Raw genomic sequence first — 13,860 nt, 5'->3', positions numbered from 1 at the left:
GAAGCGATCAGTACAGCAGCCGCACCGTCATTGATGCCTGACGCGTTTCCCGCTGTGACGGTGCCTTCTGCTGTGACGACTGGCTTCAGTTTCGCCAAACCTGCTAATGTGGTCGATGCACGCGGATGTTCATCCGTGTCCACCACAATTGGATCACCCTTACGCTGAGGAATGCTCACTGGGATGATCTCATGTGTAAAAAAGCCTTGAGCTTGCGCGGTTGCGGTGCGCTGTTGACTCGCCAAGGCAAACTGGTCTTGATCTGCGCGATCAATATTAAATTGTTGCGCCACGTTCTCTGCAGTCTGTGGCATGGTTTCGACACCATACATGGCTTTCAACTTCGGATTGATAAAACGCCAGCCCATGGTGGTGTCTTCAATCTTCTGGCTACGGCCATAAGCTGTTTCTGATTTACCCATGACAAAAGGTGCACGAGACATACTTTCGACGCCACCTGCGATGATTAAATCTGCTTCGCCGGCTTTAATTGCACGGGCTGCCATCGCAATGGCATCTAGTGATGAACCACATAAACGGTTTACAGTCGTGGCTGGGACTTCAACGGGTAAACCTGCCAACAATGCTGACATACGACCGACATTACGGTTATCTTCACCCGCTTGGTTGGCACAACCGTAGATCACATCATCTACCTGTTTCCAGTCCACGCTTGGATTACGTTGCATCAGGGCTTGAATTGGCAGTGCACCCAAGTCATCGGCACGCACTGCAGCGAGTCCACCTGCATAGCGTCCGAATGGGGTACGGATGGCATCGATAATATAAGCGTCTTTCATTCTTACATTTCCATATTAAAATCTGTTGCTGTCACTGCCACAACTGCTGGGTGGATTCATTCTGCCTTTACGTAGGCAATGCCTCACTTTTGACTGGGCAAAAGTGACAAAACCCTGTGTTACTCAGACACAACATCCCTGTCGCCAGTCACGGTAGCAATTCTCAATTTACATTCGAATATGTGAAAATCTCGATCTGAGGTTTTCCCATAAGCATTTCTCGGTGGCGGCATGGATGCCGCCTGTTGGACTGTGGTATATGGATATACCATCAGTCCAACAAGGGATTTTTGTTACTTTTTATCCCTAAAAAGTAAGGCATTGCCTATACAAAAAGCTTTTAGAACATGAGCAAAATGTGCGGCAGTGTTGGTTTCATGGATGAGTCAAATCAATCAGCGGAGCACCCGTCATCGCCTGCAATTCTGCAAAGCTTAAACCGTCGACTTTCTCAATTACTTTTAAACCTTCAGCAGTGACATCAATCACGCACAGGTCGGTATAAATACGATCTACACACTTTAAGCCTGTTGCAGGATAAGTCAGCTCCGCCACGATCTTCGGTTCACCTTGTTTGGTGACATGATCGGTGGTGATAAACACTTTCTTGGCACCCACGGCTAAATCCATGGCACCACCGACTGCTGGAATCGCATCCGGTGCACCCGTATGCCAATTCGCTAAATCACCATTGGCAGCAATTTGGAAGGCACCGAGAACTGCGATATCCAAGTGTCCACCACGCATCATGGCAAAAGAGTCGCCATGATGGAAAAAGGCACCGCCTTCGAGCATAGTCACATATTCTTTACCCGCGTTGATCAGCTCAGGGTCTTCTTCTCCTGCGGCTGGCGGTGGACCAAAAGCCAACAAGCCATTTTCAGAATGTAAAAACACATCTTTGTCGCTTGGAAGGTAGCTGGCAATCTTGGTCGGTAAGCCAATCCCAAGATTCACATAAGCGCCATCTGGTATATCTTGTGCCACACGTTCCGCAATTTGGTTGCGGCTGAGTTTTTGATAGCTCATGAAAGTCTCCTGATTACACAGCAACAGGTTCAGGTTGTACCTGCACCACATGTTGAACGAAGATGCCTGGGGTAATGATATGTTCTGGGTCTAATTCACCCAGTTCCACCACTTCAGACACTTGGGCAATGGTCACACCTGCTGCCATGGCCATGATTGGACCAAAGTTGCGTGCAGATTTACGATAGACCAGATTGCCCCAACGGTCGCCTTGCTGTGCTTTAATCAAAGCGAAGTCGGCTTTGATGGGATATTCCAACACATAATCTTTACCGTCGATGTGACGGGTTTCTTTGCCTTCAGCCAATAAGGTACCGAAGCCTGTAGGGGTAAAGACTGCACCGAGTCCCATACCCGCAGCTTGAATACGGCAGGCTAGATTGCCTTGAGGCACCAGTTCCAGTTCGATTTTGCCTGCACGATAGAGTTCATCAAAAACCCAAGAATCTGACTGACGCGGGAAAGAACAGATGACTTTTTTCACCGCACCCGCTTTAAGCAGTTTCGCCAGACCATAGTCGCCATTGCCTGCGTTGTTGCTGACAATCGTGAGGTCTTTAATGCCGAGTTGAATTAAGCCATCGATCAGTTCTGCAGGTTGGCCTGCTGTACCAAAACCACCAATCATGATGGTTGAGCCGTCGGTGATTTGGGAGAGCGCTTCCGTTAAGGTCGCTGCACTTTTATCTATCATTAGATAACTCCATTGTGCATCATGCAAATTTGAAAAGGCGCGGAAATCTCACTTATACTGGAGAATAATTCAGCTAAAACAACATTCCCTAGTCTTTTAGTTTGATTTCCTTATGTGTTCATTTTTTAACATTTCCCTACATAAGACTAGATGGTCAGACTTGCTTTTGTTCGATGATCGAACATTTTTACCTACTATCGAACAAAACCTGATTTTTTCAGTCAGATTTCACGTTATAGTAAAAATAATGAAGAAATAAAAATGGATAAAGGGAACACGATGGAAGAAACAACCGAGACAAGAGAAAAGTGTCTTCAACACAAAGACAATAAAAAAACCATTCGACATGAAGATTTTGTCGCTGGTATTAGTAAAGGCATGGCCATTCTCGACAGCTTTGGTACTGACCGACATCGTTTAAATATCACTATGGCAGCAGAACGCACAGGCATGACCCGTGCTGCAGCGCGACGCCATTTACTCACCCTTGAATATTTAGGCTATCTAGAATCTGATGGTCATTATTTTTATTTAACCCCTAAAATTCTTAAGTTTTCAGGCTCTTACTTAGGTGGAGCACATCTTCCTAAAATTTCACAACCTTTGCTGAACCTGCTCACCAATCAAACCTCACTCATTTTTTCCGTTATGGTTCTAGATGGCTATGAAGCCATTACCATTGCACGCAGTGCCGCGCACCAGCAAACGGATCGTGTCAATCCTTATGGCCTGCATTTGGGAAATCGTTTACCTGCACATGCGACATCGGCAGGCAAAATTTTACTGGCCTATCTAGATGATCAGGAACAGTGTGAATGGCTGAATCAATATCCGTTACATCGCCTAACCAAATATACCCATACCAACAATGAAACGTTTCTGGCCTTATTGCATGAAATTCGAGAGCAAGGTTGGTGCTATTCATGTGAGGAACATGAATTGGGCGTACATGCCCTTGCCGTTCCGATTTATGGGCAACAGTTAAAGGTGGTTGCAGCCTTAAATATTGTTTCCCCTACCATGCGCACAACCAAAGAGTATTTGATTCAACACATACTGCCATTACTACAAGAAACCGCACGCGAACTACGTAATATTCTTTAATGTTTAAAAGAAAATCACGTAACGATTATCATATATAAGTCTATGATTCAGCCGAGAGGAGCTAGAACAGCTTTGTGTGAATTTCTTCCTCTTTGTCTTACCTTAACTTAAGGGTTGACGTATAAGCTCAAAATCGTTCTATAGATCTGAGCATTGGGTCGAATCTTTTCAGACTATTCTGGTGAGGTGATGGTGACAAGGTACTGCCCGACCGCTGAAAATGGCAAAGTGACTTCACCCGAACCATTGGTCTCCAACTGGATCTCTTTTTCAGCCTCACCCAATGTGGTGGCTTGTTTTTCTAGTGCGACCTGAAAACCTGACGCAGGTTTATTACCCAAGTTCAATTTCACTCTGAATGGTGTTTTTAATGAAATTTGATTTGGATGTCCTGAAAACTCTAATCTTAAACCTTGTTGGGCGTGCTCTTGCTTCACCGCACCATATTGTTGCTTAGAGAAATAACTCAGCAACTGATCAACACGTTGCACAGTAAACTGCTGGGTTTTCGCTTGTACTTCACTTGGGGTGACAAAGTGACGTTCAGCCAGTGGCGCTAAATCTTCAGCTTTTGCATCTAAGACACGTAACCAACGCTGCCCCACTTTTGCATATTTAAGCTCACCTGTTCGGAGCCCAGTAACTGTATAAGTTCCTGCTTGATCCGTTTTCACATCAGCCAAACTTAAAGCTTTACTATGACTCAATGTTAATTCTTGAGTTTCACCCTTCGGCGTGAGTACTTTAAAGTTAAAGCCTTTAATGGCCACTTCCGAGTCAAAAGCTTGCTCTGCAAATCCTGCCAAGATCGCAGTGTTCCCACCGTCCACCACATAACTGCTTGGCGCCACAAAGGGTGCATGTGCCCAACCATTTGCGACCAAGATACTCAGTAAGCAAGCCAAACCTATTTTTTTCATCGTTGAATATTCCATTGATGTATCATTGTCCATCGTCTATCTCATCAGTTTTACCTTTAAGCCACTCATAGATGACTTAAAGGTATGGCTGGTTTATTGCGCTGAGGCTTGCCCTACTTTTTTCGCATACTGTTTAATATCGTTTGCTTGAATGGTAGTTTTACCCTTTGCAATGGCTTTGAATTGCTGTCCTGCAAGCTCCTGCATTTGACTCGTGCCAGTCGCCAAATTACGGTCAAAACGTTGCATAAACTCGTCGACATATTCTTGTTCAGTCACAATCAAATCTTGATTGGTATCGGTCTCGAAATATTGTTTATCGCGCGCTGTTAGATAGTCACCCAAAGTCACATAATTTTTACCCTGACCATATTGCGCGATAAACTCATTCACATTACTTGGCATCGGCATTGAGATGGGTAATTTGGCACGGAAACCATCATGTGTTCCTGTATTTGCCCCAGCCAACTTTGCATCTTCAGCATTAATCAAACCATCTTGGTTCTGATCAAAACCATCAAAAGTCTTTTCACCAGAGGCTTGGAATTCTTTCAACGTCAACTTTTGATCCTTGCTTTTATCTAAAATACCGTAACGGACATGCGCCTGTTTTAAAGACATTTCGCGTCTTTGCTTAAGTACAGGGTCTAAGCGTGCCTGTTCAAATTGTGCAAACTGTTCGGCTGTCACTTTTTTTGTGTTCGCAAAAAGTACGGCATAATCCTGCGTATATTGCTGTGTTACCAGTGCAGCACTCGGTTGTTTATTTTCTGGGTGATAAAGCGCATGAATGGCATAAGCTTGTTGGTATGTATCTGTTTGTGCTGTTTTGTCTGCAGCTAAAATACTCGCTGAAGCACTGAGCATAACGATGCCCGTTGCCAATATAGTCATAATTTTCATGGTGATTTCATTTCCTGAAGGTTAAATTTGCTAGACGGAATCTCAGTTCTATCTAGCTTTGAAATTAGTATTTAAATTCGATACTTGCGACAATATTACGACCCGGTTCTGCAGCACGATCGATCAGACTGGCTTGGTTCGTTCCTGTAATGGTGCCCACTGCGGCATAGTCCCAATACGTCTTATCAAAGATGTTATTCACCGCCACGTTCAACTTAGTGAACTTATTCATATTCCAGTAAGCTGAGAGATCAAACACGGCATAACCTGCAACAGGTTGATACTCCACGTCATCTTGGTAGGTACTCACATCTTTAGATGCGATTTTGTCCCCGACCGCAGTTGCAGTTAGACCTAAACCAAAGACTTTATCTGGGTGGTCATAAGCAAAGGTGAGGCTGCCCTTTTCAGGTTGTACTGAATTCACCCCACTTTTCAGGCCATCTTTATTTTTTGCGGTGCCTTTGGTTTTACCTGCCACTAAAGCGAGGCTAAATCCATCCGAGTGTGGAATAAATTGACCCAAATCAATACGTGTAGACAGCTCACCGCCCCAAATTTCGGCATTGGCTAGGTTTTCTGCACGGTAGTAACCATAAGGATATTGTGGTGTGGTGTCATAGTTGTGGTAATCGATGAAGTCACTGTATTTGGTATAAAAACCTGTGACATCAAACTTGATACCATCAATTGAAGTATTTCTCAGTCCAATTTCAAATGCATCACTGGTTTCTTCATCAAGATTCGAGTTACCAATCACGATATAACTTGGATTGCCTGCGGTGGTTTGATAGATGCCGCCTATCTCAGTAGGTGATGGAATACGTGTACCGCGGGTGTATTTAAAATAACTGTAGTTTTCAGGAGTAAATTGATAGCTGGCCGCAAAACTCGGCGAAACATAACTAAAGTCACGTGCTTGGACATCACTATAGCTCGAAGAATCTGGTCGATACTCCTGACGTTCAAAACGAAGCGATGGTGTTAGGGTTAAGTCATGACCAAAGAGCCCCAAACGAATTTCATCTGAGAAATAGGCTGCATAACGCTTTAACTCAGAATCCAGTAAGTAACCATCTTGATAGAGGGTTGGCAGTGTTGCACCATTGCGTAAATCGACTTTGGTACTGGAATAATCTTTTTGGTCGACCGCAAGGCCATATTTTAAAGTCTGCTGCTCTAAGTTCTTCGATGCATCAAACTTAATCCCTGTATTTTTTTCTTTATAAGTGGTTGAGAAATCACGTTTCGTATTCGCATTATTCATGAATGAAGTCGCGGTTTCGTTATTTGATTCCTGATACCAAATTTTGCTTTTCAGCTGATCAAATAGCACCAATGTCTCAGGTTTATAAATATGTTCAAGACTAAATTGGGTACGATCTATGTCCTGCTGCTGGGTGGCATCGCTTTTATAATTACTAAATAAACTGGCACTAATGTCTGTGGTATCGGCACTTTTACGATAGAAATCTCCTGTCAAATTAAACTGATGCTGATCGGAGAGCGCCCATACAACTCGGCCCAATACTGCATCAGAGCTCCAATCCGTTGGGAATGCTTTGGTTTTCGAGTTAGGTTTTGTTTCATGTCCATCACGATGAGCATAAGCAACTAAGGCTTTCACCTCATCGTTTCCTACCGCCCCTGTTACCGAACTTAACCATGCTTCATCCGCAGAGCTATAGCCTGCTTTTGCAGTACCCGCAATGGTTTTTCCATCCACCAAATAATCTTCTGGAGATTTGTTTTTAAATGAAACGCGTCCACCGATTCCGTCAGTAGATGCATCTGTTGTTCCGGAAACAATATCTACCGAGCTAAACATTTCAGGCTCGATATAATCACGACCTGCACCACGTTGACTCATACTATTAGGCGGAACATAAGAGCTGACAGTCGCTTCGGCAATATCAACCCCATCAATATCTAAGCCAATACGGTTGGCATCAATCCCACGAATGTTATAACCACTGGTTCCAGTTCCATCGAAAAATGTACCACTGCCCGCAACTGAAAATGGCGCTTGTACCAAAGGCAAGTACTTCACGATACTTGCCATATCGGTCACCCCAGTTTTATCTAAATTTTCCCGATTAATCGTTGTCTTAGAAACTGGGGCTTGATCTTCATGTTCAGCATAAACCGTAATCTTTGGAAGTGAGGCTGAAACTAAAACATTGTCTTGTGCAAAGCTCTTAGAACTCAAACCTGTGGTCATGAGCACAGCCAAACATAATGATAAATAGCAAGGTCGGAGGTTCAAACTTTTAACTTCGTCGCCCGAAAATTGCGACTGATATTGCTTCATACTCATGCGGTTAAACCCACCTCTTAAATGATATTGATAATCATTACATACAATTCAAATTACTTTTCCATGTACTCAAGGACGGAGGCTAGGAAAGATAATTGATATAGGGACACTTAGTGGATGCGAATCATAATCAATTAGATTATTATTTACAAATAGTATTTGCTTTTATTTTATTTTTCCAGCGAATCAGACTGTTCAAAAAATAGTTTTTGATTTCAATGCTTAACTCAAGCCGAGTGGCTTCTCGATCGATTTGTATACAAAAAAACCTCAAACTTTAAACCCAATATCGAGCGTTTAAAGCAAAAAATAATGGGGCGCTATCATCAAATCCAAGAATCTCAATACAGTTCAACTCCACCCTTAAACTTCAAATCATCGATGCTAGAAATGAAAAGGCAGTGCATATCCACCTATGCACTGCCTTGAATAAAACCGTCAGTTCATTCTTAAAAACAATATTTTAATCATTATTAGACACTGGAATAATGCCTAAACCAAACGATGGTTTTGTCAGTAAGGAGGTCAACACAACAGAATCCCCCCCCCTTTTTACTCTAACGAACCACAACTTTTGGATTAGAATTACCCCACATGGTGTAGACATCTGCCAGCAAAGCGCCATTGTATTCTTCCAAATCACTTTGCTTCACTATTGCGCCCCCTTGTTGGCCAAACAGGACCACTTCATCATTGGCACGAATATCTGGAAAATCAGTGACATCCACCATAGTCGTATTCATGGAGGTGCGCCCGACTACAGGCACCTTATGCCCTCGAATCAGTACATAGGCTTTGTTACTAAATGCACGTCGATAACCATCTGAATAACCAAGCGGCAAGTTCGCCAATAGTGAATCTCGCTTCAAAGTATACGTTTGGTCATAGCCAACTGTTGTGCCTTTCAAATAGGCATTGACTGTTGCCACTTGAGTTTTAAAGGTCATCAGCTTTTTATATTCAGCTCGATCTGGAAGGCTGTCACCATAAATCACACCGCCTGCACGTACCATATCTAGGTGTGACTCTGGAACCGTCAAGGTCGCAAAAGAATTTGCGGTATGTAAAGTCAGTGCTTCTCGCTTTAATTTGGCTTTTTTAATTATCCAATCCGTTTGCTGGTTAAAGACCGCCAAACGTTCACGCACATATTTTTCATCTTCCACAGCATAATGCGTCATGATGCCCACCAGCTTTAAATTTGGCAGTTTGGTCATGCGTAGCGCTTGCTGTTTACCTAGTGCACTGTTCAGCTCTAAACCGTTTCGATCCATCCCCCCTGCATTTAAACCCAAATGATACGCAAGGGTTAAACCCTGTTGTTTAGCCCATACTGAGAGGCGCTGTGCTTGTTCATAGTTCCCCAACAACTCTTCCATCTTTAAGGAAGCAGCATTTTGGATTTCTTGGTCAGTCGCTGCACGTAGCCTTAATAAGCGCCCCTGATAACCAGTCTTGCGTACCATCGCGGCTTCGGCATTACTGGTGATACCAACACAGGGCACATTGAGCTTAATAATGCTCGGCATCAACAGTTCAATCCCGTGACCATAAGCATCGGCTTTCATGACCGCACAAATCTGGCTTTTGTCCTGTAGCTGCTGTTGTAAGGTCTGAATATTCTGCTCGAAGGTCTGCACATTAATTTCGACCCATGCATTGGCCTGTGGCGCTACCACTTGTGTCGCTGAAAGATGTGGCGTCAATAAAGGTGCGGCAAAACTGCTCTGTATATGTAGTAATCCAGCACCCAGCATGCATGCCCAAAGTGTCGCTTTTTTCAAAATAAATCCCTCTGTTTTGCGATAAAAATAAAGGGGGAATATCCCCCTCTATTCCTTAATTATTTTCTGGCATTTCATCCTGTTCAATGCGGCGACCATGGGTCAAAATCCAGTTACGCTCAGCATATTTTTTCGTTTTATAGTAATAAGCAATACCCAGTCCAATAAACCAAATTGGAGAGAAGGCCAATGAAATCATGGTGTCATGATCGAGCGCCAAAATCGCAACCACAAAGATTAAGAACAACAAGGTAAACCATGCCATAAAACGTCCACCTGGCATTTTATACGCCGACTGTTCATGCAGTTCAGGCGCTTTTTTGCGATAAGCCAAGTACGACAAAATAATCATGGCAAAGGTGAAAATACACAAAATCGAAGTGAAGGCTGAAATGATGATAAATGCCGTCATGACATCAGGCACAATAAACAGAATTGAAGTGCCTACCACCACACAGAACATCGAGAACATTAAGCTCAGTACTGGCACTTTGCTTTTCGACAGTCGAGCAAAACTTTTCGGTGCATCTTTTTCTACCGCTAAACCGAACAACATACGACTGGTGGCAAACACACCACTGTTCGCGGAAGACATGGCAGAGGTTGCCACGACAAAATTGACAATACTGGCTGCTGCGGGCAAGCCAATCAACGTAAACATTTCAACAAATGGACTTTTGTCTGGAGAAATCTGCGACCAAGAAGTGACTGCGATAATACAAACCAAAGCACCGATATAGAACAATAAAATACGTAATGGAATTGAGTTAATCGCGCGTGGTAAAGCATGATGCGGATCTTTGGTTTCTGCCGCTGTGGTACCCACCAATTCAATACCAACAAAGGCAAATACCGCAATTTGGAAACCAGCCAAGAAGCCCGTTAGACCATAAGGGAATAGCGACTCTTTCTCAACCACATGGGCCAAAGACGCTTTCACACCATCTGGAGAGACGAAACCAATCGTAATCAGATAAACACCGACCAACAGGAACATAATGATCGCGATAATTTTAATTAAAGCAAACCAGAACTCCACTTCACCAAACAGTTTTACCGCAACAAAGTTCAATAAAGTCAAAATGGCAATGGAGGTGAAGGCGGGTATCCATGCGGGGAGATCGGGATACCAAAACTGTGCATAACCTCCAATCACAATCACATCCGCAATTGCGGTGACAATCCAACTGAGCCAGTACGACCAACCCAAAAAGAACCCTGCCCACGGCCCCAAATAAGCCGTTGCAAAGTCTGCAAAAGATTTGTAATTGGTATTAGAAAGCAGTAGTTCCCCCATCGCACGCATGACGAAGAAGAAGAAGAAGCCAATAATGAGGTAAGTTAAGATGATCGAAGTACCCGACACAGCGAGTGTCTTGCCCGACCCCATAAAAAGACCTGTACCAATCGCACCACCAATCGCAATCATCTGAATATGACGATTGGTCAGTGAGCGTTGCAGTTGTTCTTCCTCAACTGACTCGTAATGATGCCCACCCAGTAAATCACCTTCTAAGGGCTCTTTTTGTTGATGGGTCTGTTTTCCATTCATCATGTTTTTACTCCAATTTACAACCCAATGGGTGTAAATATGGGACTCAGATTTAGATAATTCCTTATTTCATCTCAGTCCAAAATTAAGCTACATATTATTTTTCAATAACATTAATTTTTATTATTCAGCACCACACTATTTATCTCTTTATGGCGGCAAAATAATACTCACACAGGCTGCAAAACCCATGCCCAATTTAATTATTTAATATTAAAAAACAATAGCTTAATAAAAACATAACGCAAAATCATCCATCGATTATAAGTACCCTTATGATCGACAGATGAAAATATTGAATTAATATTTTTCTCAATATCCATATATTCAATTCCATTGAAAATTAATTTAACGACTTAAGTTCGATAAACCACCATCATCACATTTAATAAATTGACTGAAATCATCAAGGATGAACCTCAGTTAATATCAGCCCTGCTCTTAATCCCTTTTTCACTTGATTATTCGGAAATAAAATTCGAACCTGCTCAGGTGCAGTCACATACGGTTTGCCCTGTTGCAGAGCAATCACGGCATCGGTTTCGAACACGGAAAAATTAGGCGCAGAATCTGCCAAATTAAGCTGGAAGTCATCTTCAGTTTTGATGATCGAATCAACGACTCGAAAAGTTTGAATTGCTTGTTTTTGACGGATAGGTAAGGACTGTTCACTCACCACGGCGCGAAGCACATGATTAATCGCGGCGAAAGCCGCCAAATCATTTTGGCCAAAGGGTTTGGCATGACCAAGTTCAAGCGTCGAACTGGCTGCTTGAAACTGAGCGCTGCTAAAGTGCGTAAAGGTACGACCTACTGCATTGTGATACACCAAGGCATCCAATTCAGCAGCTTTTAGGGTGTCCAGCATCACCGCATCATAGTCATGGGTTTGATAAGGAAATAAGGCAAAAGTCGGCAACAAAGATGGGCGAATCGCAGTATGCAAATCGTAATGATAGCGCCGTACTTGAGCTGGACTATCATTAAAAAAAGCGGTGACGATCTGTTCTAAGACCGCTACCCGCTGCGCTTCAACTGTGTCGGTAAATTGTTGATAGGCCCCACAGAACATGCGGTTCATATCATTTTCAACATAACGTTGCCCTGTGCGAATCGCGATAGGGTTACCTAAAATCAGTAATAACTTAACCTTGAGCTCTAATGCCCCTGCAAACAAATCTTGACTCAGCTGCGTCAACAACTCGATTGGCGCAGTTTCATTGCCATGCACACCCGCGGAAAGCACGACTGCTTTTTCATAAGCCTGTTTTGGCGTAAAAGATAAAACACCTTCAGCCAACCATTCCCAACAAAAATTATGCTGTACGCCATGCGCTACAGTCGGGACACGTTGTGCTAAAACATCACCTAGAAAATCTATCATCTGCTTTCCCTGCACGATTGCTTAACGTTGGAAGTGATACACCGAACCTAAGTTCAAAATTTGCGTCAATTCATCTAACGCAGTACGGCTTTCAATCAGTAATTGCGGGTCAGCCAAATCTTGCTGTGCCAACTGGTCACGGTAGTACTGATCCACCCACGTATTTAAACGGGTAAACAAGGCATCATTCATGAACAGGTGTGGATTGATCGCGTTCAGTTCTGCTTCATTCACCGCCACACGTAAACGTAAACACGCAGGGCCACCGCCATTGCGCATACTTTCACGCAGGTCAAACACCTTGATGTCATCAATCGGCGTGCCCATTTGGATCATGTCGTTTAAATAACCCCACACTGCTGGGTTTTGACGCGATTCTTCAGGCACCACAATGCTCATCCCGCCATCGGCACGCGTGAGCAATTGGCTATTGAACAAATACGTATTGACCGCATCTTTCACAGATACACGCTGATCAGGCACTTCAATGGACACAAATTCTTGACCCAAACGCGCCATTTTTTCGCTAATTTCTGCCAACGCTTCAGATTGATTCAAAAATGCATGCTGATGGTGGAATAGTACGTTTTGGTTACTCACTGCAATCACGTCGTTGTGGAAGACGCCTTGGTCAATCACATCGGGATGTTGCTGCACAAACACTGTTTGTTCCGCTTTGAGCTGATGTAAACGTGCCACTGCTTCACTCGCCTCACGCGACTGGCGTGCAGGATAGTGTTTCGGACCAATACCACCACCGAGGAACTGCTGACCATAGACAAACACTTGCACGCTGGCTTGGTCATACGCACCGCCTAAACGGTTATGGTTCGCCGCACCTTCATCACCAAACAAAGCCACAGGTGGCAGCGCTTCGTGATGTGCGAAGTGACGCTCATCCTTAAACATGGCTGCCATCACGCGAGACGTGGTGTCATGCTCAATTGAACGGTGGAATTTGTTGTTCAAATTTGCCGCAGTAAAATGTACACGACCATCTGCACTGTCCGCCGACGGTGAAACCGTTGCCGCATTTGCGGTCCACATACAGGATGCTGAACTCAACGCTGACAATAACGCAGGCGAAGTTCGCATCGCTTGTTCAATTACACTGTGATCATCACCGCGAAAACCCAATTTACGCAAAGTTGGCACATGTGGACGTTCTTGCGGTGCAAATACACCTTGCTTTAAGCCCATGTCGGCCAAAGCTTTCATCTTTAACAGACCTTGCTTGGCAGCCAACTTCGGGTTGGAAAGATTATTTTGGTTTTTGGTGGATGCCTCGTTTCCGAATGACAATCCCGCATAGTGATGCGTTGGACCAACTAAACCATCAAAATTAATTTCATAGCCTGACATTTATAAACTCC

General features: G+C 43.7%; 11 protein-coding genes. 1 reads left to right on the top strand and 10 read right to left on the bottom strand.

Annotated elements, in window-relative coordinates; all coding sequences use genetic code 11:
• From PTT44_RS12165 to PTT44_RS12155, 3 genes are all read right to left on the bottom strand, one after another.
• Positions 1-800: acetyl-CoA C-acyltransferase (locus tag PTT44_RS12165; protein WP_273795653.1), on the bottom strand; the 800-nt coding region annotated here is incomplete at its 3' end.
• A gap of 375 nt (positions 801-1,175) precedes the next feature.
• Positions 1,176-1,829 carry a 3-oxoacid CoA-transferase subunit B gene (locus PTT44_RS12160; RefSeq protein ID WP_168158438.1) on the bottom strand — a complete coding sequence of 218 codons (654 nt, stop codon included), beginning with the start codon at positions 1,827-1,829 and terminating at the stop codon, positions 1,176-1,178.
• Between the two features lie 13 nt (positions 1,830-1,842).
• Positions 1,843-2,523 carry a 3-oxoacid CoA-transferase subunit A gene (locus tag PTT44_RS12155; protein WP_142768880.1) on the bottom strand — a complete coding sequence of 227 codons (681 nt, stop codon included), beginning with the start codon at positions 2,521-2,523 and terminating at the stop codon, positions 1,843-1,845.
• A gap of 279 nt (positions 2,524-2,802) precedes the next feature.
• Here PTT44_RS12155 and pcaU point away from each other — a divergent pair, with 279 nt between their 5' ends.
• On the top strand, positions 2,803-3,627 hold the full coding sequence (gene pcaU, locus PTT44_RS12150) for an IclR family transcriptional regulator PcaU (protein ID WP_168158439.1): 825 nt from the start codon (positions 2,803-2,805) through the stop codon (positions 3,625-3,627).
• A gap of 173 nt (positions 3,628-3,800) precedes the next feature.
• Here the strand turns inward: pcaU and PTT44_RS12145 are convergent, their stop codons facing one another.
• The 7 genes from PTT44_RS12145 to astB form a co-directional block, all read right to left on the bottom strand.
• Positions 3,801-4,547: a DUF4198 domain-containing protein gene (locus tag PTT44_RS12145; protein ID WP_273795652.1), complete on the bottom strand. Its 747-nt coding sequence runs from the start codon at positions 4,545-4,547 to the stop codon at positions 3,801-3,803.
• Between the two features lie 93 nt (positions 4,548-4,640).
• On the bottom strand, positions 4,641-5,450 hold the full coding sequence (locus tag PTT44_RS12140; protein WP_168158442.1) for a hypothetical protein: 810 nt from the start codon (positions 5,448-5,450) through the stop codon (positions 4,641-4,643).
• Between the two features lie 64 nt (positions 5,451-5,514).
• Positions 5,515-7,761, bottom strand: a complete 2,247-nt coding sequence (locus PTT44_RS12135; RefSeq protein ID WP_168158578.1) for a TonB-dependent hemoglobin/transferrin/lactoferrin family receptor — start codon at positions 7,759-7,761, stop codon at positions 5,515-5,517.
• Positions 7,762-8,324: 563 nt separating this feature from the next.
• On the bottom strand, positions 8,325-9,551 hold the full coding sequence (alr, locus tag PTT44_RS12130; RefSeq protein ID WP_168158443.1) for an alanine racemase: 1,227 nt from the start codon (positions 9,549-9,551) through the stop codon (positions 8,325-8,327).
• A 55-nt stretch (positions 9,552-9,606) separates the two neighbouring features.
• Positions 9,607-11,106, bottom strand: coding sequence for an amino acid permease (locus PTT44_RS12125; protein WP_168158444.1), 1,500 nt, complete (start codon positions 11,104-11,106; stop codon positions 9,607-9,609).
• A 403-nt stretch (positions 11,107-11,509) separates the two neighbouring features.
• Complete coding sequence (gene astE, locus PTT44_RS12120; protein WP_168158445.1) at positions 11,510-12,487, bottom strand: succinylglutamate desuccinylase; 978 nt, start codon at positions 12,485-12,487, stop codon at positions 11,510-11,512.
• Between the two features lie 21 nt (positions 12,488-12,508).
• Positions 12,509-13,849 carry an N-succinylarginine dihydrolase gene (gene astB, locus PTT44_RS12115; RefSeq protein ID WP_168158446.1) on the bottom strand — a complete coding sequence of 447 codons (1,341 nt, stop codon included), beginning with the start codon at positions 13,847-13,849 and terminating at the stop codon, positions 12,509-12,511.
• Positions 13,850-13,860: the final 11 nt, after the last annotated feature.

Origin of the sequence: Acinetobacter sp. Gutcm_16 (genome assembly GCF_028649355.1) — a bacterium.
GTDB classification, from domain to species: domain Bacteria; phylum Pseudomonadota; class Gammaproteobacteria; order Pseudomonadales; family Moraxellaceae; genus Acinetobacter; species Acinetobacter johnsonii.
Note: the sequence above shows the minus strand (reverse complement) of the source record. Positions and strands in the feature narration are given on the sequence as shown.

Bases quoted from the DNA above. Each gene is read 5' to 3' on its own strand.
- PTT44_RS12155 (WP_142768880.1), bottom strand. From the start codon at position 2,523: ATGATAGATAAAAGTGCAGCGACCTTAACGGAAGCGCTCTCCCAAATC.
- astB (WP_168158446.1), bottom strand. From the start codon at position 13,849: ATGTCAGGCTATGAAATTAATTTTGATGGTTTAGTTGGTCCAACGCAT.
- PTT44_RS12125 (WP_168158444.1), bottom strand. From the start codon at position 11,106: ATGATGAATGGAAAACAGACCCATCAACAAAAAGAGCCCTTAGAAGGT.
- astE (WP_168158445.1), bottom strand. From the start codon at position 12,487: ATGATAGATTTTCTAGGTGATGTTTTAGCACAACGTGTCCCGACTGTA.
- PTT44_RS12145 (WP_273795652.1), bottom strand. From the start codon at position 4,547: ATGAAAAAAATAGGTTTGGCTTGCTTACTGAGTATCTTGGTCGCAAAT.
- PTT44_RS12135 (WP_168158578.1), bottom strand. From the start codon at position 7,761: ATGAAGCAATATCAGTCGCAATTTTCGGGCGACGAAGTTAAAAGTTTG.
- pcaU (WP_168158439.1), top strand. From the start codon at position 2,803: ATGGAAGAAACAACCGAGACAAGAGAAAAGTGTCTTCAACACAAAGAC.
- PTT44_RS12140 (WP_168158442.1), bottom strand. From the start codon at position 5,450: ATGAAAATTATGACTATATTGGCAACGGGCATCGTTATGCTCAGTGCT.
- PTT44_RS12160 (WP_168158438.1), bottom strand. From the start codon at position 1,829: ATGAGCTATCAAAAACTCAGCCGCAACCAAATTGCGGAACGTGTGGCA.